19 protein-coding genes are annotated in these 20,506 nt (G+C 74.7%); 14 read left to right on the top strand and 5 right to left on the bottom strand.

Going from position 1 to position 20,506, the window contains the following annotated elements; translation table 11 throughout:
• The 6 genes from ACR9E3_RS15620 to ACR9E3_RS15595 all read left to right on the top strand — a co-directional run bounded on the left by ACR9E3_RS15620 (nucleotide 1) and on the right by ACR9E3_RS15595 (nucleotide 6,477).
• On the top strand, nucleotides 1-756 hold the full coding sequence (locus tag ACR9E3_RS15620) for an electron transfer flavoprotein subunit beta/FixA family protein (protein ID WP_460381207.1): 756 nt from the start codon (nucleotides 1-3) through the stop codon (nucleotides 754-756).
• 11 nt (nucleotides 757-767) lie between these two features.
• On the top strand, nucleotides 768-1,742 hold the full coding sequence (locus ACR9E3_RS15615) for an electron transfer flavoprotein subunit alpha/FixB family protein (RefSeq protein WP_460381206.1): 975 nt from the start codon (nucleotides 768-770) through the stop codon (nucleotides 1,740-1,742).
• Between the two features lie 66 nt (nucleotides 1,743-1,808).
• A complete protein-coding gene (locus tag ACR9E3_RS15610; RefSeq protein WP_460381205.1) occupies nucleotides 1,809-2,405 on the top strand; it encodes a hypothetical protein in 597 nt (198 codons plus the stop codon).
• Nucleotides 2,402-3,547: a dual-specificity RNA methyltransferase RlmN gene (gene rlmN / locus ACR9E3_RS15605; protein ID WP_460381204.1), complete on the top strand. Its 1,146-nt coding sequence runs from the start codon at nucleotides 2,402-2,404 to the stop codon at nucleotides 3,545-3,547. Before ACR9E3_RS15610 ends, rlmN begins: the two co-directional genes overlap by 4 nt.
• Before the next feature lie 4 nt (nucleotides 3,548-3,551).
• Nucleotides 3,552-4,805, top strand: a complete 1,254-nt coding sequence (locus ACR9E3_RS15600) for a GNAT family N-acetyltransferase (protein ID WP_460381203.1) — start codon at nucleotides 3,552-3,554, stop codon at nucleotides 4,803-4,805.
• 73 nt (nucleotides 4,806-4,878) lie between these two features.
• Nucleotides 4,879-6,477 carry a serine/threonine-protein kinase gene (locus ACR9E3_RS15595; RefSeq protein WP_460381202.1) on the top strand — a complete coding sequence of 533 codons (1,599 nt, stop codon included), beginning with the start codon at nucleotides 4,879-4,881 and terminating at the stop codon, nucleotides 6,475-6,477.
• Between the two features lie 18 nt (nucleotides 6,478-6,495).
• On the opposite strand, the gene ligD is transcribed toward ACR9E3_RS15595, so the two are convergent.
• Nucleotides 6,496-7,440 carry a non-homologous end-joining DNA ligase gene (gene ligD / locus ACR9E3_RS15590; RefSeq protein WP_460381201.1) on the bottom strand — a complete coding sequence of 315 codons (945 nt, stop codon included), beginning with the start codon at nucleotides 7,438-7,440 and terminating at the stop codon, nucleotides 6,496-6,498.
• A gap of 35 nt (nucleotides 7,441-7,475) precedes the next feature.
• Here ligD and ACR9E3_RS15585 point away from each other — a divergent pair, with 35 nt between their 5' ends.
• Nucleotides 7,476-8,858 carry an FAD-dependent oxidoreductase gene (locus ACR9E3_RS15585; protein ID WP_460381200.1) on the top strand — a complete coding sequence of 461 codons (1,383 nt, stop codon included), beginning with the start codon at nucleotides 7,476-7,478 and terminating at the stop codon, nucleotides 8,856-8,858.
• Between the two features lie 57 nt (nucleotides 8,859-8,915).
• On the opposite strand, the gene ACR9E3_RS15580 is transcribed toward ACR9E3_RS15585, so the two are convergent.
• The gene (locus ACR9E3_RS15580; protein WP_460381199.1) at nucleotides 8,916-10,892 is read right to left on the bottom strand and encodes an APC family permease; all 1,977 of its coding nucleotides are present in this window, start codon (nucleotides 10,890-10,892) and stop codon (nucleotides 8,916-8,918) included.
• Complete coding sequence (locus ACR9E3_RS15575) at nucleotides 10,889-11,200, bottom strand: DUF2631 domain-containing protein (protein WP_460381198.1); 312 nt, start codon at nucleotides 11,198-11,200, stop codon at nucleotides 10,889-10,891. The genes ACR9E3_RS15580 and ACR9E3_RS15575 overlap by 4 nt, the downstream gene beginning before the upstream one ends.
• Before the next feature lie 95 nt (nucleotides 11,201-11,295).
• Here ACR9E3_RS15575 and dxr point away from each other — a divergent pair, with 95 nt between their 5' ends.
• From dxr to ispG, 3 genes are all read left to right on the top strand, one after another.
• Entirely contained in the window at nucleotides 11,296-12,462 is a 1,167-nt protein-coding gene (dxr, locus tag ACR9E3_RS15570) for a 1-deoxy-D-xylulose-5-phosphate reductoisomerase (protein WP_460381197.1), read from the top strand.
• A 64-nt stretch (nucleotides 12,463-12,526) separates the two neighbouring features.
• Nucleotides 12,527-13,819, top strand: coding sequence for a M50 family metallopeptidase (locus ACR9E3_RS15565; protein ID WP_460381289.1), 1,293 nt, complete (start codon nucleotides 12,527-12,529; stop codon nucleotides 13,817-13,819).
• Between the two features lie 82 nt (nucleotides 13,820-13,901).
• Nucleotides 13,902-15,065 carry a flavodoxin-dependent (E)-4-hydroxy-3-methylbut-2-enyl-diphosphate synthase gene (gene ispG / locus ACR9E3_RS15560; protein ID WP_460381196.1) on the top strand — a complete coding sequence of 388 codons (1,164 nt, stop codon included), beginning with the start codon at nucleotides 13,902-13,904 and terminating at the stop codon, nucleotides 15,063-15,065.
• A 70-nt stretch (nucleotides 15,066-15,135) separates the two neighbouring features.
• On the opposite strand, the gene ACR9E3_RS15555 is transcribed toward ispG, so the two are convergent.
• Nucleotides 15,136-15,852, bottom strand: coding sequence for an SDR family oxidoreductase (locus ACR9E3_RS15555; RefSeq protein WP_460381195.1), 717 nt, complete (start codon nucleotides 15,850-15,852; stop codon nucleotides 15,136-15,138).
• A 71-nt stretch (nucleotides 15,853-15,923) separates the two neighbouring features.
• Here ACR9E3_RS15555 and ACR9E3_RS15550 point away from each other — a divergent pair, with 71 nt between their 5' ends.
• From ACR9E3_RS15550 to ACR9E3_RS15535, 4 genes are all read left to right on the top strand, one after another.
• Complete coding sequence (locus ACR9E3_RS15550) at nucleotides 15,924-16,517, top strand: TetR/AcrR family transcriptional regulator (RefSeq protein ID WP_460381194.1); 594 nt, start codon at nucleotides 15,924-15,926, stop codon at nucleotides 16,515-16,517.
• A gap of 52 nt (nucleotides 16,518-16,569) precedes the next feature.
• Entirely contained in the window at nucleotides 16,570-18,582 is a 2,013-nt protein-coding gene (locus ACR9E3_RS15545) for an alpha/beta fold hydrolase (RefSeq protein WP_460381288.1), read from the top strand.
• A gap of 79 nt (nucleotides 18,583-18,661) precedes the next feature.
• Entirely contained in the window at nucleotides 18,662-19,495 is an 834-nt protein-coding gene (locus ACR9E3_RS15540) for a GNAT family N-acetyltransferase (RefSeq protein WP_460381193.1), read from the top strand.
• The gene (locus ACR9E3_RS15535; protein ID WP_460381192.1) at nucleotides 19,495-19,860 is read left to right on the top strand and encodes a DUF3054 domain-containing protein; all 366 of its coding nucleotides are present in this window, start codon (nucleotides 19,495-19,497) and stop codon (nucleotides 19,858-19,860) included. Before ACR9E3_RS15540 ends, ACR9E3_RS15535 begins: the two co-directional genes overlap by 1 nt.
• 92 nt (nucleotides 19,861-19,952) lie before the next feature.
• Here the strand turns inward: ACR9E3_RS15535 and ACR9E3_RS15530 are convergent, their stop codons facing one another.
• Nucleotides 19,953-20,387: a L,D-transpeptidase gene (locus ACR9E3_RS15530; RefSeq protein ID WP_460381191.1), complete on the bottom strand. Its 435-nt coding sequence runs from the start codon at nucleotides 20,385-20,387 to the stop codon at nucleotides 19,953-19,955.
• Nucleotides 20,388-20,506: the final 119 nt, after the last annotated feature.

The raw sequence follows: 20,506 nt of genomic DNA, 5'->3' as shown, positions 1-20,506 counted from the left end.
GTGGACGTCCTGGTGTGCGTCAAGCGCGTCCCCGCGGTGGGCGCGGAGATCCTGCTGACCGCGGACGCGACGGCCGTCGACACCCGCCACCTCGGCTTCACGATCGGACCGCACGAGGAGTGCGCGGTCGAGGAGGCGGTCCGGATCGCGGGGCGCACCGGCGGCTCCGCCGGGGTGCTGACCGTCGGGCCGTCCGAGACCGAGGAACAGCTGCGGTACGCGCTGTCGATGGGCGCCGACCACGCGGTCCGGGTCGACGCGCCGGTCGCCGACCCGGAGCCGGAGATCACCGCCGCCGCGATCGCGCGCGCGCTGCAGGACCTGCCGCCCTACGACCTCGTGCTGTTCGGGGAGGCCTCCGCCGACGCGGGCCACGCCCAGGTCGCCTTCCGGGTGGCCTGCGCGCTGGGCCGCCCCGTGGTCGGCGGGGTGAAGGGCATCGAGCCCGGCTCCGGCACCGTCGCGGTGTGTCGCGAGGTCGGCGACGGGGTCGAGGTCCACGACGCGCCGCTGCCCGCCGTCGTCGCCGTGCTGGAGGGGCTCAACCTCCCGCGCTACCCGACGATCAAGGGCCGGTTGCGGGCGAAGAAGGCCCCGGTGCGGGTGCTGGACGCCCCGCCCGCGGCCGGTGGGCTGCGGACCCTGCGGCTGCGCCACCGCCCGGACGCCCGCGCGCAGACCGTCGTGCTGGGCCGCGGGGCCGCGGCGGCGCCCGCGGTGGTGGACGTCCTCGCCGACCTGGGGGTGGTGCGCTGATGGTGCTGGCCGTGATCGAGAGGGAGACCGACGGGACGCCGAGCGCCGCGTCGGCGGAGGTGCTCGCGGCCGCGCGGGACCTCGCCCACCGGCTGGACGTCCCCGTCGCCGCGGTGGCCGTCGGCGAGGCCGGCGACCTCCCGGAGGACCTCGTCAAGCAGGGGGTCTCGCGCCTGCACCTGCTCCGGCACGAGCTGCTGGCCGACGGCGGGCCGGCGTGCGCGGGGGAGGCCCTCGCGCAGCTGGTCGCGGCGCGGCGACCCGCCGCCGTGCTCGCCGCGAGCACCGCGGAGAGCACCGAGGCGATGGCGTGGGCCGCCGCCGCGCTGGAGGTGCCGCTCGCGACGGCGTGCACGGACATCCGGCCGAGGCCCGAGGGATGTGACGAGCTGTGGGAGGTCACCCGGGAACGCTCGGGCGGCATCCTGCTCGAGGACGCCGCGCTCGACGCCCCGGTGCGCCTCTGCACGCTGAGCGCGGGAGGTCGCCCCACCGGCGAGAGCGCCGCGGCCGCCGAGGTGACCGTCGACGTGTTCGTCCCCGATCTCGACGCGTCGGTGCCGCGCGCCCGCCGCGTCGAGCGGGCACCGCGGGCGGCCGGCATGACGCTGGCCACGGCGCCGGTGGTGGTCTCCGGCGGGCGGGGCGTGGGCAGCGCCGAGGGCTACGCCGTGCTCGAGGAGCTGGCCGGGCTCGTCGGCGGGGCGGTCGGCTGCTCGCGGGTCGCCACCAACAACGGGTGGCGCCCGCACGCCGACCAGGTCGGGCTCACCGGCACCCGCGTGCACCCCGACCTCTACGTCGCGTGCGGCATCAGCGGCGCCACGCAGCACTGGGTCGGGTGCATGGGCGCGCGGTCGATCCTCGCGGTCAACACCGATCCGGAGGCGCCGATGATGCGGCGCGCGACGTGGTCGGTGGTCGGCGACGTCCACGAGGTCCTCCCGGCGGTCATCGACGAGATCCGGCGCCGGTCCGGACGCTGACGAGCCGCCGGGCGGCCCCGGGGCTGGCGTCCCGGCCCGGTGACCGGCCGCGTTACCGTGGACGTCGTGTCCGCGTACCCGCCTCCCCGCCCACCCGGGCGTGGCTTCCAGGGCTCCCCGCCGCCGCGGCGCGGGCGGGCCGTCCGCGTCGACCCCGTGCTCGTCGAGCTGGGCGCCGGGCTGGTGTGGCTCGCGGCGGGCACCCTCGGCCTCGGGGCCGACGGCGTGGGCACGCTGATCCTCGCGGTGGGCATCGCGATCGCCATCGGCATCGGGGTGGAGAACCGCCGGCGCGGGCCGCGTCCGTTCGACACCTCGCGGTCCGCGGAGATGCTGCGCCTCGGCGGCGGCGTGATCGCGATCGTGATCATCGCGTCGATCGTGCTCGGCCTCATCAGCGCGTCGGCGTTCCTGCCGGGTCTCGCGCTGGTGCTCACCGGCGGAGCGTTCGTGCTGCTCAGCCGCTCGACGGGCCAGCAGCCGACCCGCTGGCTCGGCCTGGTCGTCGTGGCCGCCGGGGTGCTGTCGGCGCTGATCACCACCGCCACCGCGGGCGGGTTCGTCTCGCAGGGCCTGCTCGGGCTGCTCGCCGGGGTGCTCCTGCTGCTCTCGGCCGCCGACCGCGTCGGGCTCGTGGAGATGCTGCGGGACCGCGCGCGATGACCGAGCCCGCCCTCGATCCCGACGACGCCGCAGGACCCGTCCTCTCCCTCTCGCCGAAGGGCAGCCGGCGCACGAAGCCCGCGCGCCACCTGGCCGACCTCGACCCCGCCGCGCGTCGCGAGGCCGTGACCGAGCTGGGGCTGCCCGGCTTCCGTGCCGACCAGCTCTCGCGGCACTACTTCACGCGGCTGGAGAGCGACCCGGCGGCGATGACCGACCTGCCCGCGGCCGCCCGCGAGACGCTCGCGCCGGCGCTGCTGCCCGAGCTGCTCACGCCCACCTCGGTGCTCGACTGCGACGGCGGCGCCACCCGCAAGACGCTGTGGAAGGCGAACGACGGCGCGCTGGTCGAGAGCGTCCTCATGGGCTACCCGGACCGCGCGACGGTGTGCATCTCCAGCCAGGCGGGCTGCGGGATGGCGTGCCCGTTCTGCGCGACCGGGCAGAACGGCCTCGAGCGCAACCTGTCGACCGCCGAGATCGTCGAGCAGGTCCGCGTCGCGGCCGCCGCGGTGCGCGACGGCGAGCTCGGCGCCGACCTGTCCCGGCTGTCCAACGTCGTGTTCATGGGCATGGGCGAGCCGCTGGCCAACTACCGCCGCGTCGTCGACGCCGTGCACCGGCTCTGCGACGCGCCGCCCGCGGGGCTGGGGCTCTCGCAGCGCTCGGTGACGGTGTCGACGGTCGGTCTCGTGCCCGCCATCCACCGCCTCGCCGACGAGGACCTGCAGGTGACACTCGCGGTCTCGCTGCACACCCCCGACGACGAGCTGCGGAACAGCCTCGTGCCCGTCAACCAGCGCTGGCCGGTCGCCGAGGTCTTCGCCGCGGCCCGGCACTACGCCGACGTCACCGGACGCCGCGTCTCGATCGAGTACGCGCTGATCCGCGACGTCAACGACCAGCCGTGGCGCGCCGACCTGCTCGCGAAGCTGGCGTCGAAGCACCTCGGGCGCCTGGCGCACGTCAACCTCATCCCGCTGAACCCGACGCCGGGCAGCAAGTGGGACGCGAGCCCCGCGCCGGTGCAGGCCGAGTTCGTGGCGCGGGTGCGCGACGGCGGTGTCGCGTGCACCGTCCGCGACACCCGGGGCCGGGAGATCGCGGCCGCGTGCGGGCAGCTCGCGGCGACCGCCCGCTAGCGCGATGCCCGAGGTCCGCCGGCTCGTCCCGCACGTGGCCGAGGGCGTCGCCGACGCCGACACCGTCACCTGGGCCCGCGCGATGGCCGCGGCGTTCCTGCGCCCGCGCATGGACCCCGCCGACCTCGCCCGCGCCGCCGCCGACTACGCGGGCCAGCGGCTGCGCGGGGTGTACGAGACCGGCGACCCCGCACCCGTCGCGACGTTGCGGTCGTGGGACTCGCTGATGACGGTGCCCGGCGGGGAGGTGGCGGTCGACGCGATCACCTCGATCGGGGTCCGCAGCACCCACCGTCGCCGCGGCCTGCTGCGCGCCGTGCTCGTCGACGACCTCGCCGAGGCCGCCCGCGCCGGCACGCCGATGGCGGCGCTGACCTCCACCCAGGGCTCGCTCTACGAGCGGTTCGGGTTCGGCCTCGCGTTCTCGACGCGGTCGCTGCGGCTCGACACGCGCGCCGCGGTGTTCCGGGACCCCGGGCCCACCGGACGGCTGCGCACCCTCGACGTCGCGACGCTCCCGTCCGCGGCCGCGCCGGTGCACGACCGCGCCCGGCGCCGGCACCCGGGCTCGATGGCCCGGTCGACGCGGTCGTGGACCACGCTGATGACCGGGGAGAACCTCTTCTCCGGCATGCGGCCCGACCGCGAGCGACACGCGGTGCTGTGGTCGGACGCCACCGGCCGGCCGGGCGGCTACGTCGTCTACCGCGTGGCGCAGGACTGGCTGGGAGACAGCGCCGAGATCGCCGTGCTCGACCTGCAGGCCACGACGCCGGAGTCCTACCGCGAGCTGTGGCGCCACCTCGCCTCGCTCGACCTCGTCGGGGCCGTGAGCTGGTCCGACGCGTCGGTGGACGAGCCGCTGCCCTGGCTGCTCACCGACCTGCGCCCGGTCACCGCGGGGACGTCCCGCGAGATGCTCTGGCTGCGCGTGCTCGACGTCCCGGCCGCCCTGACCGCGCGGCGCTACCCGGTGACCGACCGGGTCGTCCTGCGCGTGCAGGACCCCGCCGGTCACGCTGCGGGCACGTGGCTGGTCGACACGAGCGACCCCACCGCCCCCGAGGTGGCGACCACGACCCGCGACGCCGACGTCGCCCTCGACGCCGCGACCCTCGGCTCGCTCTACCTCGGCGGGATCGATCCCCGGGTGCTGGCCCGCTGCGGGCGCCTCGAGGAGCTCACCCCCGGTGCGGCGGGCCGGCTGGCCCGGATGTTCGCCCCGCCGTCGGTGCCGTGGAACGGCACGCGGTTCTGAGTGGTCGGTCGCGGCGGCCGGGCTGGCTACGATCCCCTTCCGACGGCGATGACGAGGACACCGAGGGGGGCGCGTGGCGGAGGAACGCTTCGGGCCCTACCGCATCGAGGGCCTGATCGGCGCGGGGGCCATGGGCGAGGTGCACCGGGCCACCGACCTGCGCAAGGACCGCGCGGTGGCGCTCAAACGGCTCTCGTCGGCGCACAGCGGTGACGAGGGCTTCGCGACCCGGTTCCGGCGCGAGGCGGAGATGACCGCGCGGCTCAGCGAGCCGCACGTCATCCCGATCCACGACTACGGCGAGATCGACGGCCGGCTGTTCCTGGACATGCGGCTGGTGGAGGGCATCGACCTCGGGACCGCCCTCGGCAGCCAGGGCCCGATGGACCCGCTGCGGGCGGTCGCGATCGTCGAGCAGGTCGCGGCCGCGCTCGACGCCGCCCACCGCGCGCAGCTGATCCACCGGGACGTCAAGCCGTCGAACATCCTGCTCGCGGACCCCGAGTCACCCGAGACCGGTGCGCCCGGGTTCGCGTACCTCATCGACTTCGGGATCGCCTCGAGCCTGCGCGACTCCCGGCTCACGTCGCAGAGCACGCTGATCGGCACCGCCGGCTACATGGCCCCCGAGCGCTTCAAGCCCGGCCCGGGCGGCGACCACCGGGTCGACGTCTACGCCCTGGGCTGCGTGCTGCACGAGGCCGTCACCGGCGCCGCCCCGTTCCGCGGGACCATCGAGCAGCTGATGCACGCCCACCTCCACGCGGCGCCGCCCCGCCCGGGCGCGCTGCGCCACGACCTCCCGCACCAGCTCGACGACGTCGTGGCCACCGCCCTGGAGAAGGAGCCCGAGCACCGCTACCAGCGGGCCGGGGAGCTCGCCGCGGCCGCGCGGGCGGCGGTCTCGCGCGTCGCGCCGCCGGGCGCGAACGGCGCGGAGTCGGGGCGGACCGGGGTGCTGCCGTCCTCGTCCCGGGTGACGGGGCCGACCGGACAGCACGCACCGCCGCGACCGCCCGGCCCGACCGGGTCCCGCTCCAACGCGATGTGGGGGCCCGTCGCACCGCCCCCCACCAGGGCGCACGACGCCGGCGAGGCCGCCACGTCGACGACCCCGACCCACCCCGGTGCCACCAGCCCCGGGGCGACCGTCCCGCCCGGCTCGGGCACCCTGCCCGGGTCGACCGACGACCTGAAGCGACCTCCGTCGCCGACCCTCGGTGACGCCCCGACCCCGCCGCGCCGGCGCCGGGGGCTGCTGATCGGCGCCGTGGTGATCGTCCTGCTCGCCCTGCTCGCGGCCGGGGGCACGTACTGGTGGCGCACGCAGAACGCGGGCCCCGCACCGGCGGCCCTGCCCGCGGACCTCGTCGGCGGGTGGGCCGGCGAGCAGACCGAGCCCGGCACCGGGCGCACCTTCCCGATCCGCATCGACCTGCAGGCCGGGCAGGTCGGCGCGAAGGTCGGGCAGATGGCGTTCTCCGTCTACGACTGCCGCTTCGACCTCTACCTCACCGCCGTCGCGGAGACCACCGACCTCGACGCGCGGCCGGTGTCCGGGCCGTGCACCGAGGGCCTGGTGCGGATCAACCCGGAGGGGACGGACCGCTTCTCCTACGAGACGTCGGCGGCCGGAACCGTCGTCGCGCGGGGCACGATGAACCGGGCCTGAGGGCTCCGGCCCGGGGTGTCAGACCTCCGGCGGCTCGTCGGGGACGCCGTCGTCCCGGTCGGCCCACTCCAGCAGCGGGCGCAGGTCGAAGACCTCGTCGTCGATGGTCGCGTGGAGGTCGCCGATCTCGGCGTAGCGGGCGGGCATCGTCGCGATGGTGAAGTCGCCGGGCTCGGCGTCGTCGATCTCGGCCCAGCGCAGCGGGGCGGAGACCCGCCCTTCGGGTGTCCCGCGCACCGAGTAGGCCGAGGCGATCGTGTGGTCGCGGGTGTTCTGGTTCCAGTCGAGGAAGACGGTGCCGGGCTCGCGGTCCTTGCGCCACCAGGCGGTGGTGACGAGGTCGGGCGCACGCCGCTCGACCTCGCGGGCGAACGCCAGCGCCGCGCGCCGCACCTCGGTGAAGGAGTGCTCGGGGCGGATGCGGACGTAGACGTGCAGTCCCTTGCCGCCCGAGGTCTTCGGGAACCCGACGGCGCCCAGCTCGTCGAGCACCTCGTGCGCGACGGCCGCCACGCGCCGGATCGTCGGGAACTCGACCCCGGGCATCGGGTCGAAGTCGATGCGCCACTCGTCGGGGGTCTCGACGTCGGCGGCGCGGGTGTTCCACGGGTGGAACTCCACGGTCGACATCTGCACGGCCCAGACGACGTCGGCGGGGCTGGTGACGCACAGCTCGTCGGCGGTGCGGTTGAAGCGCGGGAAGGTGACGCGCACCGTGCGGACCCAGTCCGGCGCGCCCTTGGGCAGCCGCTTCTGGTGGACCTTCTCGCCGTCGACCCCGGTGGGGAAGCGGTGCATCATGCAGGGCCGCTCGTAGAGCGCCCGGACGATGCCGTCGGCGACCGACAGGTAGTAGCGGGCGAGATCGAGTTTGGTTTCTCCCCGGGCCGAGAAGTACACCCTGTCGGGATTCGTGAGCCGCACGGTCCGCCCGTCGACCTCGATCTCCGCGGCCTCGGTCACGGCGGCACGATACTCCCGGGAGGGACTCCAGACTCATGACCAAGCGCATCGTCGTCGTCGGTGGCGACGCCACCGGCATGTCCGCGGCGTCGACGGCCCTGCGCCACGCGCCGGACGGCGACCTCGAGGTCGTCGTCCTCGAGCGCGGGCACTACACGTCGTACTCCGCCTGCGGCATCCCCTACTGGATCGCGGGGGACGTCGGCGACCGCGACGAGCTCATCGCCCGGTCGCCCGAGCAGCACCGCGAGGCCGGGATCGACGTGCGGATGCGCACCGAGGCCACCGCGATCGACGTCGAGAAGCGCACGGTCAGCGTCCGGGGCGTCGACGACGGCGAGACCGACGAGCTCGGCTACGACGAGCTGGTCATCGCCACCGGCGCGGTCCCGACCGTGCCCCCGCTGGAGGGCGCGGACGCCGAGGGGATCTTCGGCGTGCAGTCGCTCGAGCAGGGCGAGGAGATCGTCAAGGACCTGGGAGCGGGCGACCGGCGGAAGGCCGTCGTCGTGGGTGCGGGCTACATCGGCGTCGAGATGGCCGAGGCGATGGTCTCGCGCGGGCTCGAAACCACCATCCTCGACATGGCGCCCGAACCCTTCACCCAGGTCGACCCCGACATGGGCGCGCTGATCCGCGAGGCCATGGAGGGCATGGGCATCACGGTGCGGACCGGGACGTCGGTGGACGGGTTCGACGTCGGCGAGGACGGGCGCGTCCGGGCCGTGCGCGCGGGCGACACGGTCCTGCCCGCCGACATCGTGATCATGGGGCTGGGCGTGAAGCCCAACGTGGCGCTCGCGGCCGAGGCGGGGCTGACGATCGGGGAGTCCGGCGGCATCGCCACCGACGTGCGCATGCAGGCCGCCCCGGGCGTCTGGGCCGGCGGCGACTGCGTCGAGGTCCGGCACCGCCTGTCCGGCAGGGGCGTGCACATCGCGCTGGGCACCCACGCGAACAAGCACGGCCGGATCATCGGCACCAACATCGCCGGCGGCTACGGCGCGTTCCCCGGCGTCATCGGCACGGCGATCAGCAAGGTGTGCTCGCTGGAGATCGCCCGCACCGGGCTGGGGGAGCGGGAGGCGTCCGCGGCCGGCCTCGGCTACGTGACCGCCTCGGTGGAGTCGACCACGACCGCCGGCTACTGGCCGGGCGCGGAGCTGATGACGGTGAAGCTCCTCGCCGAGCAGCGCACCGGCCGCCTGCTGGGCGCCCAGATCGTCGGCCGCGCGGGCTCGGCCAAGCGCATCGACGTGTTCGCCACGGCGATCTGGAACGCGATGACCGTGGAGCAGATGACGTTCATGGACCTCTCCTACGCCCCGCCGTTCTCCCCGGTCTGGGACGCCGTCCTCGTCGCCGCCCGCAAGGCCGCCAAGGAGGTCCAGGCGGCCGTCCCCGCCTCCCCCGTCTGACCGGTACGTGAGCGAACTTTGGGGCTATGGCCCCAAAGTTCGCTCACATGGGGAAGGTCAGCCCACGTGCACGGCCGGGCGGCGGGTGCGGTCGGGTTCCGCTTCGCGGAGCACCTCGCGGGTCACCGGGGCGACCTCGCCGACGCCGAAGAGCAGGTAGCGCGCGATGTTCGTGGCGGGGCTGCCCTCGTCCCACTCGAAGTAGACGTGCGGCACGTGGCCGGTGACGTCGCGCAGGTGCAGGAGCAGCGCGGCGATGGCGTTGGGCACCGTCGCGCTGCGGGCGCGCAGGACGCGGTAGCCGTGGCGCTCCTCGCCGAGGACGTGCAGGTCCTCCTCGAAGTTCGAGGGGTCGTCGACCGTGATCTCGATGAAGACGATCACGTCTCCGGACGGGATGTGGTGGTCGTAGCGCTCCTCGAGCTCCTTGTCCTCGTACTCCCGGCGGTCGCGGCGGTCCGGCTCGTTGGCGACCAGGCGGATCGCGGCGTGCGGGTCCTTCTCGTGGGCCTCGCGCACGATGCGCCGCGCGGTCTTGTCCAGGTGCACCGCCGAGACCCGCAGCTCGGTGCTGCGCAGCGCGCGCGAGGCGAACGACACGACGAAGATCGCCGCCACGAACAGCAGGCCGATCCGCAGGCCTTCCGGGCGCTCGATCATGTTGGCGACAGTCGTGTACACGAAGACGACGGCGATGATCCCGAAGCCGACGGTCGCCCCGCGCTGGCCCTTCTTGCGCGCCGAGAGCGTCACCGAGATCGCGGCCGACGTGATGAGCACGAGCACGCCGGTGGCGTACGCGCCGCTCTGGGCGTCGACGCTCGCGTCGAAGACGATCGTGATGACGATCGCGCAGGCCGTGAACACCAGCACCATCGGCCGCACGGCGCGCGCCCAGTTCGGTGCCATGCCGTAGCGGGGCAGGTAGCGCGGCACGAGGTTGAGCAGCCCGGCCATCGCCGAGGCGCCGGCGAACCAGAGGATCGTGATCGTCGAGAGGTCGTAGACGGTGCCGAGGACCGCGCCGAACTGCTCGTGCGCGAGGTAGGCGAGCGCGCGACCGTTGGCCTGGCCGGTCGGCCCGAACTGGTCGAGCGGGATGAGCAGCGTCGTGGCGAAGCTCGAGGTCACCAGGAAGACGCTCATGATCAGCGCCGCGGTGGTGAGCAGCTTGCGGGCCCCGGCGATCCGCCCGGCCGGGTCGCGGTGGGTGTCGCCCGGCGCGCCCCGCACCAGCGGCATGACGGCCACGCCGGTCTCGAAGCCGGACAGGCCCAGCGCCAGCTTCGGGAACACGACGAGGGCGATCGCCACGATGATCACGGGATTGCCGTGCTGGGTGGTCAGCGCCTCGCCCCAGTCGGCGATCCGGACGGGCTCGGTGGCGATGCGGTAGAGCGCCCCGGCGACCACCACGAGGTTGAGCGCCAGGAACACCCCGACCACGACGACGGCGATGCCGACCGCCTCGGCGAACCCCATGAGGAACACCACGCCGAGCAGCACCACCAGCGCGCACGTCAGCGGCACCTCCCAGCCGTGCAGCGCCCCGCCGACCAGTGGGTTCTCGACGATGTGGGCGGTGGCGTCGGCCGTGGAGAGCGTGATCGTGATGAGGAAGTCGGTGACCGCGAAGCCCAGCAGGACCAGCACCAGCAGCTTCGCCCACCAGTACGAGAGCAGCCGTTCGAGCATCGCGACCGAGCCCTCGCCGTGCGGGCTCTCGCGGGCGACGCGGCGGTAGATCGGCAGGGCGCCCGCCAGCGTCACCACGACGAGGACGAGCGTCGCGATCGGGGAGATCACCCCGGCGGCGACGACCGCGACGGCGGGCTGGTAGCCCAGCGTCGAGAAGTAGTCGACGCCGGTGAGGCACATGACGCGCCACCACGGCTTGCCCTCGTTCTCCGGTCGGGGCTTCGCGTGCGGGCCCGAGTACTGGGCGCCGCGGGTGGTCAGGCCGTCGAGCAGCCAGCGCCGCATCGCCGACGACCGCGGATGCCGGTCGGGCGGCGCGGCGGGCGGTGCGCTCACCGCCGCCAGGACGTCCGCGAACGGATGATCGCGCCGAGCGAGAGAGCGAAGAAGCCGATCGCGAGGGCGATCAGCCAGATGTCCTCCTGCTTGCCCACGTGGTTGCCCCACAGCATGATCAGCAGGACCGCGGCCACGACGAAGCCGGCCAGGCGGGCGACCTTCGGGTAGTGGCCGTGCCAGCCCCACTCGACCGAGGGCTCGTCGTCGGACGACACGCCGTTGACGACCACCGCGGGCGCGTGGTGATCGTCGTGGTGCGCGACTCCGGCGCCGTGCTCCTGCCGGGCCGGGCTGTTCGAGGCCACGAGGGGGCTCCTGGGGTCGGTGGTTCCGGGGGCGCGCCCAACCTACCGTGCGCCTCACTACCGCGCGTGGCAGCCGCCGGTGATGATGAGGCGCGATGAGCACACCGCGCCGGATCGTCGTCCTCGGCTCGACCGGGTCGATCGGCACCCAGGCCCTCGACCTCGTCCGCGCCCACCCGGACCGCTTCGTCGTCACCGGCCTCGCCGCGGGGGGCGGGCGGCCCGACCTGCTCGCCGCCCAGGCCGCCGAGTTCGGCGTGCCCGCCGTCGCGGTCGCCGAGCCGGCCGCCGCCGAGGACCTCCGGGCGCGGGTCGGGGCGGGTGTCACCGTCACGGCCGGCCCCGACGCCGCCACCGAGCTGGCCGGCGGCGGCGCGGACACGGTGCTCAACGCGATGGACGGCTCGCGGGGCCTGGCGCCGACCTTGGCCGCGCTGGCCGCGGGCTCGACGCTGGCGCTGGCCAACAAGGAGTCGCTGGTGGCCGGCGGCCCGCTCGTCACGCGGGCCGCCGCACCCGGGCAGATCGTCCCGGTCGACTCCGAGCACTCGGCGCTCGCGCAGTGCCTGCGCGGGGGCGCGCCGGACGAGGTCGCGCGGCTCGTGCTCACCGCGTCGGGCGGCCCGTTCCGCGGCCGGACACGCGACGAGCTCCGCGGCGTCACCGTCGACCAGGCGCTGGCCCACCCGACCTGGGCGATGGGCCCGGTGGTGACGCTGAACTCGTCGACGCTGGTCAACAAGGGTCTGGAGCTCATCGAGGCGCACCTGCTCTTCGGGGTGCCCTACGCGCGGATCGACGTCGTGGTGCACCCCCAGTCGATGATCCACTCGATGGTCACGTTCACCGACGGCGCCACGATCGCCCAGGTCAGCCCGCCCGACATGCACATGCCCATCGCGCTCGCCCTGGCGTGGCCCGACCGGCTGGCCGGCGCGAGCCGCCCCGAGACGTTCGCCGACCCGACGAGCTGGACCTTCGAGCCCGTCGACACCGCGGCGTTCCCCGCGCTCGACCTGGCGCGGGCGGCCGGCGACGCCGGCGGCTGTCAGCCGGCGGTGTTCAACGCCGCCAACGAGGAGGCCGTGGCGGCCTTCCTCGCCGGGCGCTGCGCGTGGACGGGCATCGACGAGACCCTCGCCGCGGTCCTCGCCGACGCCGGGGAGTGGGCCGCCGAGCCCCGCGACGTCGACGACGTGCACGCCGCCGAGGCCTGGGCGCGCCGCCGGGCGGGGGAGCTGCTGGCCGTCGCGGTGGCGTGACGAGACCGCAGGAGGCCACCCCACGCAGGGCACACCACCGGCGCGTCTACCGTGGGCCGCCGTGATGCTCGTCCTCGGGATCGTGCTCTTCGCGCTGGGACTGTTGCTCTCCATCGCGTGGCACGAGCTCGGCCACTACTCCACCGCCCGCCTCTTCGGCATCCGCGTGCCCGAGTTCATGGTCGGCTTCGGCCCGACGCTGGTCTCGGTCAAGAAGGGCGAGACGCGGTTCGGGTTCAAGGCGGTCCCGCTCGGCGGCTACATCCGCATGATCGGGATGATCCCGCCGGCGCCCGGCGAGCGGATCGGGCGCAGCCGCCGGTCGGGCCCGTTCCAGGGCATGGTCGACGACGTCCGCGCCGACTCCGTGCGCGACTTCGAGCCCGGCGACGAGGACCGCCAGTTCTGGACCCGCAAGCCCTGGCAGCGGATCATCGTCATGCTCGCGGGCCCGTTCATGAACCTGGTCCTCGCGGTGGTCCTCTTCGCCGTCGTGCTCATGGGCTTCGGCATCGCCACCCCGCAGCCGGTGGTCAACGCCGTCAGCGAGTGCGTGGTCCCCGCCTCGCAGGCCGGGCCCGGCTGCCCGCCGGGGGCGCCGCGTACGCCGGCCGCCGAGGCCGGCTTCCTCCCCGGCGACCGCATCGTGAGCTTCGACGGGCAGAGCTACCCGGACTGGGAGAGCCTCCAGCGCGCCATCCGGGACGCCCGCGGCACCGTGCCGGTCGTCGTCGAGCGCGGCGGCCAGCAGCTGACGCTGTACCCGACGCTGATCGAGAACCAGGTGCCCGACCTGGACCGGCCGCTCGGCGCCGACACCCGGTTCGTGACCGCCTCGTTCCTCGGCCTCGAGCCGATCCAGCCCGTGACGCGGCAGAGCGTGGGCCAGGTCACCGACCGCATCGGGGAGATGCTCGAGGGCTCGGTGTACGCGATCGCCCGGCTGCCCCAGAAGGTGCCGGCGCTGTTCGGGGCGGTGTTCCTGGGCGAGGAGCGCGAGGCCAACGGGCCGGTGAGCCTCGTCGGCGTGTCGGTCATGGGCGGCCAGGTGCTCGAGCAGGAACGCCCCGTGGCGGTCGAGGTCTCGATCTTCCTCAACCTGCTCGCCGCGGTGAACCTGTCGTTGTGCCTGCTCAACCTGCTGCCGATCCTGCCGCTGGACGGCGGGCACGTGCTGCCGGCGCTGTGGGAGGCGGTCAAGAAGCGGATCGCCCGTCTGCGCGGTCGCCCCGACCCCGGGCCGGTGGACCTGGCCCGCCTCATGCCGATCGGCGTCGGGTTCGCGGCGGTGATCATGGCCTACGGCCTGCTGGTGATCTTGGCGGACATCGTCAACCCGATCGACCTGGGCCTTTAGCCCCGCTGTAAGACTCGCCACCGGCGAGCGTCGCGACGCTGTAGGACACTGGAGACGTCAGGTCCTCCAGTACGGGAGAGAGATGACCATCGATCTCGGGCTGCCCGAAGCACCCGCCGTGCTCGCGCCGCGCCGCCGGACCCGCCAGCTCGACGTGGGCGGTGTCGGTGTCGGCAGCGACCACCCCGTGTCCGTGCAGTCGATGACCACCACGCTGACCGCGGACATCAACTCCACGCTCCAGCAGATCGCGGAGCTCACCGCGGCCGGCTGCGACATCGTGCGCGTCGCGGTCCCGTCCGCCGACGACGCCGAGGCGCTGCCGGCGATCGCGACGAAGTCCGGCATCCCCGTGATCGCCGACATCCACTTCCAGCCGAAGTACGTGTTCGCCGCGATCGACGCGGGGTGCGCCGCGGTGCGCGTGAACCCCGGCAACATCAAGAAGTTCGACGACAAGGTCGGCGAGATCGCCCGGGCCGCGAAGGACGCGGGGACGCCGATCCGGATCGGGGTCAACGCGGGCTCGCTGGAGCCGGGGATCATGGCCAAGCACGGCAAGGCCACGCCCGAGGCGCTGGTCGAGTCGGCGCTGTGGGAGGCCTCGCTCTTCGCCGAGCACGACTTCCACGACATCAAGATCTCGGTGAAGCACCACGACCCGGTGACGATGGTGCGCGCCTACGAGCTGCTCGCCGAGCAGTGCGACTACCCGCTGCACCTCGGCGTCACCGAGGCCGGGCCGACGTTCCAGGGCACGATCAAGTCGGCGACCGCCTTCGGGGCCCTCCTGAGCCGCGGCATCGGCGACACCATCCGCGTGTCGCTCTCGGCGCCGCCGATCGAGGAGGTCCGCGTCGGGCTCTCGATCCTCGAGTCGCTGAACCTGCGCCCGCGCAAGCTCGAGATCGTGTCCTGCCCGTCCTGCGGGCGCGCCCAGGTCGACGTCTACAAGCTCGCCGACGAGGTGACCGCCGGGCTCGAGGGCATGGAGGTCCCGCTGCGCGTGGCCGTCATGGGCTGCGTCGTCAACGGCCCGGGCGAGGCGCGCGACGCCGACCTCGGCGTCGCCTCCGGCAACGGCAAGGGCCAGATCTTCGTCAAGGGCGAGGTCATCAAGACCGTGCCCGAGGCGCAGATCGTGGAGACGCTCATCGAGGAGGCCCTGCGCCTCGCCGAGGAGTCCGGCGACGACGAGCTCGCCGGCGGCCAGGCCGGCGGCGCCCCGACGGTGACCGTCGGCTGAGGTTTGTCAGCGAAGTGCCGTCACAGACGCTCAGCGTCCGTATCGGTACTTCGATCACCCTGGGATCCGGTCACGCCTGGGCGGTCGGGCGCACGACGATCTCGCCGACGTCGACGCCGGCCGGCTGCTCGATCGCGTAGGCGACGGCCCGCGCCACGGCGTCCGGCGGCATGGCCATCGCCCGGTACCGCGCGGTCGTCTCGGCGTCGCCGCCGGTGACGAAGTCCGTGTCGGTCACCCCCGGCGAGACGGCGGTGACGCGCAGGTCCGCGCCGGCCTCCTGGCGCAGCCCCTCGGACACGGTGCGCACCGCGTTCTTCGTCGCGGCGTAGACGGCCTGGCCGGGCACGATCCGCAGCCCGGCGGTCGACACGACGGTCACGAAGTGGCCGCTGCCCTGCGCCCGGAAGACGGGCAGGGCGGCCGCGACACCGTGCAGGAACCCGCGCAGGTTGACGTCGACCATCGCGTCCCAGTCGTCGACCGCGAGGTCGTCCAGCGGGGCGACGTGGCCCACGCCGGCGTTCGCGACCAGCACGTCGAGGCGCCCGAACCGCTCCCGGGCGAGCGCGACCAGCTCCGCGAGGTCCTCGCGACGGCGCACGTCGGTGGCCCGGGTGACGACGTCCCCGCCGATCTCCGCGGCGACGGCCCCGAGCTGCTCCGTGCGCCGTGCCGCGAGCACCAGCCGCGCGCCGCGCCCCGCGAGCACCCGTGCGGTGGCGGCGCCGATCCCGGCGCTCGCCCCGGTGATCGCGACGACCTTGCCCGCCACGCCGTCGTCCATCGCGGCACCTCCGATGTGACAACCCTCTGACACGCTACGGTAAGAGGTCTATCACATCGAGGGGGAGGGCGATGGCGGCGACCCGACGGGCGGCCTACCACCACGGTGACCTGCCGGCGGCCCTGGTCGAGGCGGGCCTGGCGCTGCTGGCCGAGTCCGGTCCGGCGCGGTTCTCCGTCGCCGAGCTCGCGCGGCGGGTCGGGGTGAGCACGGCGGCGCCCTACCGGCACTTCGGCGACCGCGACCGTCTCCTCGCCGCGATCGCCACCCGCGCGGCGGGAGAGCTCGCCGACGACCTGCGGCGCGCGGCGGACGCCGCCGGCGACCCCGCCTCGCGGCTCGCGGCCGCGACGGGCGGCTACGCCGCGTTCGTCGTGCGGCGGGGGATCGGCCTCGACGTGCTCTTCGCCCCGGACCTCCGGCTCGGCGACGAGGATCTCGCCCGCGCCGGCCGCACGGTCATGGACGTGCTCATCGGGCTGGCCCGCGAGGTCCGGACCTCACCGGACGAGGCGCTGCGGCTGGTCGAGCAGGTGGTGGCGCTGGCCCACGGTTACGCGACGCTCGACCGCGACGGGTTCCTCAGCGCCGACCGGGTCACCGACGAGGACACCCCGACCCGGGCGACGCGGGCCGCGCGGGCGCTGTGCGCGGCGCGCGCGTGAGCAGTTCGGAGTGCCCTGGCACCCCGAACTGCTCACGTGCCCGCAGGGCACCATGGAGGGCGTGAGCACGTTCGACGACCTCGACGCCTTCGCCGCCGCCCGCCGCTGCGCCGGGCTCGCGCTGTCCCCGGACGGGACGCGCCTCGTCACGACCGTCTCGGAGCTCTCCGCGGACGGCAAGTCCTACGGCACGTCGCTCTGGGAGATCGACCCCGGCGGCAAGCAGGCACCGCGGCGGCTGACCCGCTCGTCGGCGGGGGAGTCGTCCGCGGCCTTCACCCCGGCCGGCGACCTCCTCTTCACCTCGCGGCGCCCCGACACCACGGCCGAGAAGCCCACCGAGGACACGGCGGCCCTGTGGCTCCTACCCGCCGGCGGGGGCGAGGCGCGCCCGGTCGCCGAGCGGCCGGGCGGGATCAGCGGGTTCGCGGTCGCGCGCGACGCCGGCACGCTGACGCTCGTCACCCCGAAGCCGGTCGATGGTGACGCGGCCGAGCAGAAGGAGGCGCGCGAGTCGGCGGGGGTGTCGGCGCGGCTGCACACCGAGTTCCCGGTCCGCTTCTGGGACCACGACCTCGGCCCGGGCCGCGCCCACCTGCAGCGCTGCGCCCCGCCCGACCCCGACGACCCGGACGCGACCTACGGCGAGCCCGAGCACGTCGCGCCGCACGCCGGCGAGCGGTTCGGCGGCAGCGCGATCAGCCCCGACGGGCGCACGGTCGCCGTGGTCGGCGACGTCCCGGACCCGGCCGACCCGGCCTCCTGGCGGCGCCGGCTCACGCTCCACGGGCCCGACGGGACGACGATGGTCGGTGACGAGCCCGGTGCCGACCACGAGTCCCCGCTGATCACGCCGGACGGGCGCTGGCTGCTCTGGGTCCGCGAGCGCCACCCGCGGCCCGGGCGGGGCATGGCGCACACGCTGCGGGCGCGGTCGCTGGACGACGGCCACGAGGTCGACGTGCTGCCCGAGGGCGACCGTCAGGTCCGCGGCCTGACGGCCGCCCCCGCCGGTGACGCCGTCCACGTCGTCGTCGACGAGGCGGGGCACGGGCCGGTGCTTCGGGTCTCGATCACCGACGGCACCGTGACCCGTCTGACCCGCAGCGGGACCTACACCGACGTCGTGGCCGCCGCCGACGGGACGGCGCTCTACGCGCTGCGCGCCGCGGTGGACGCGCCGCCGACGCCGGTGCGTCTCGACCCCGAGGCGCCCGACCAGGAGCCCGCGCCGCTGCGGGGCGTCACCGAGATCGACCCGCTCCCGGGCGCCCTCACCGAGATGCACGCCACCGCCGCGGACGGCACCCCGCTGCGCGCGTGGCTCGTCCTGCCCGGCGGGGCGTCGGCATCGTCCCCCGCGCCGCTCGTGCTCTGGATCCACGGCGGGCCGCTGTCCAGCTGGAACGCGTGGTCGTGGCGGTGGAACCCGTGGCTCATGGCCGCCCGCGGCTGGGCGGTCCTGTTGCCCGATCCGCGGCTGTCCACCGGGTACGGGCAGGAGTTCCTCGACCCCGCCACGGGCGCCTGGGGCGAGCTGCCCTACACCGACCTGATGACGGTCACCGACGCGACGACCGCCCGCGACGACATCGACGCGACGAAGGTCGCGGCGATGGGCGGCTCGTTCGGCGGCTACATGGCCAACTGGGTCGCCGGGCACACCGACCGCTTCGACGCGATCGTGACCCACGCCAGCATCTGGCACCTCGACGGCTTCGTCGGCACCACGGACGCCTCGTTCCACTGGCGCCGCGAGTGGGGCGACCCGCTCGACGACCGCGAGCGCTACGACGCCCACTCGCCCCACCGGCACGTGCGCGCCGTCCGCACGCCGATGCTCGTGATCCACGGCGACAAGGACTACCGCGTCCCGATCTCGGAGGGCCTGCGGCTCTGGTACGACCTGCAGCGCTGCGGCGTGCCGTCGCAGTTCCTCTACTTCCCCGACGAGAACCACTGGGTGCTCGCCCCCGGTGACGCGAAGCTCTGGTACCGCACGGTCTGGGCCTTCCTCGATCACCACGTCCTCGGTCAGGCCTACGAACGGCCCGCGCTCGTGTGACGCGCCGACGGGGGGACACGGGTCGGCGGGCGGGCGACCGGACTGGGTGTTCCTGCCCCGGACGTGGCAGGCTGATGGAGTGCTCCGTACCGCCGGTGCGCGGCTGCTCGACGACCGGGACCGGTCCAAGGTGCGGAGCGCCCTCGACGCCGATCCCGTCGCCACGTGCATGGTCGCCTCGCGGGTCGAGACGGTCGGGGTCGAGCCCTGGCGCCTCGGCGGTGAGCTGTGGGGCGTGGGCGGACGTCTCGACGGTCTGTGCTTCTCCGGGGCCAATCTGGTGCCCCTGCGCGGCGACCGGGCGGAGGTGCGCCAGTTCGCCGAACGCGCCCGTCGCCAGCGCCGGGCGTGCTCGTCGCTGGTCGGTCGGCGCGAGCTCGTGCTCCCGCTGTGGGAGGAGCTGCGGGAGCACTGGGACACCGCGCGGGAGGTCCGTCCCGACCAGCCGCTGATGGCCACGGCGGGGACGCCGCTGGTCACCCCTGACCCGGCGGTGCGCCAGACCCGCCCCGACGAGCTCGAGCGCTACCTGCCGGCGGCGATCGCGATGTTCCTCGAGGAGGTCGGCGTCGACCCGCGCCTCGGCGACGGCGGCGCCGGCTACCGGGCCCGCGTCGCCGAACTGATCGGCGCCGGGCGGGCGTTCGTGCGCTTCGAGCAGGGCGAGGTCGTGTTCAAGGCCGAGATCGGCGCCCTCTCCTCGCGGGTCGGCCAGATCCAGGGCGTGTGGGTGCACCCCGAGTGGCGCGGCCGGGGCCTCGGCCAGGCCGGCACCGCCGCGGTCGTCGCGCACCTCGTGCGCGCCCGGCGCGTCGCGAGCCTCTACGTCAACGCGTTCAACACCCCGGCCCGCCGCGCCTACGAGCGCATCGGGTTCGAACAGGTCGGGGCGTTCGCGACGGTCCTCTTCTAGTGACCACCACGGCACCGCCCACCCGGCGGGCGTGGATCGCCCTCGACGCCGTCGCGGTCGTCGCCTTCGCGGCGCTCGGCCGGGCCAGCCACGCCGAGGACCTCACCGGCACCCTGCTCACCGCCGCGCCCTTCGTCGCCGGCGCCGCGGTCGCGACGCTCGCCGGGCGCACGTGGCGCGACCCGCTCGCCTGGGGTTCGGGCCTCGCGGTCTGGGCCGGCGCGGTCGTCGTCGGCCTGCCCCTGCGTGCCGCGTTCACCGGCCGGCTGCCGGTGTCCTTCGCTGTCGTGGCGACCGTCTCGCTCGGGGTGCTGGTCCTCGGGTGGCGGGCGGTCGCACGCTTCGTGCGCTCCCGACGGGCCTGAGCGGGCGCCGCACGGCCGTCCGTGCCGGCGCGCGTCGTCCGCGCGTGCGTGATCCGGACAGTCGGTGACCCGGCGTCACCGGTGGCCGACACTCACGGCTGAATCTCCACCGGTTCGCCGACATCGAGCGAATCGTAGAAAGCGACGGCATCGTCGTGGGAGAGGTGGATACAGCCCAGCGACGGATTCTGCAGGCTGCCCTCGTGAAAAGCGCGGCCGCGATGGTCGAAGAACACGGAATAGGGCATCGGCGTATTCGTGATGCCACTGACGTGGTCGATGTCCTTGCTCGTCACCGAGAACTGCCCGGCCGGTGTGGGCTCCGAGAGAATCCCGGACGTGATCGGCACCGGGCCGCGCAGGACCCCGCCCTCGCCGTCGAGCAGCCAGGCCTTCTGGTCGGAGAGGTCGACGCACGCCCGGGCGGGCTGGGCGCAGGGAACGCCGTCCTCCGCGACCGCGGTCGCCGGCAGCAGCGCCGCCGCCCCGAGATCGCCCAGCGACAGCAGGACCGCGAGCACGGCCACGCGCCCCCGACCGTGCCGCCGCCGTCGTCGTCCGAGCACCACGCCGTCCACCCCGATCCCGTCCGATCCGACCTGCCTGCGCGGTGACCGGCTGGGCGGGACGCCGTGGGTCGGCGCCC

The sequence above is a fragment of the Actinomycetospora sp. C-140 genome (genome assembly GCF_054796175.1).
This window is presented reverse-complemented; position numbering and strand designations above follow the sequence as displayed.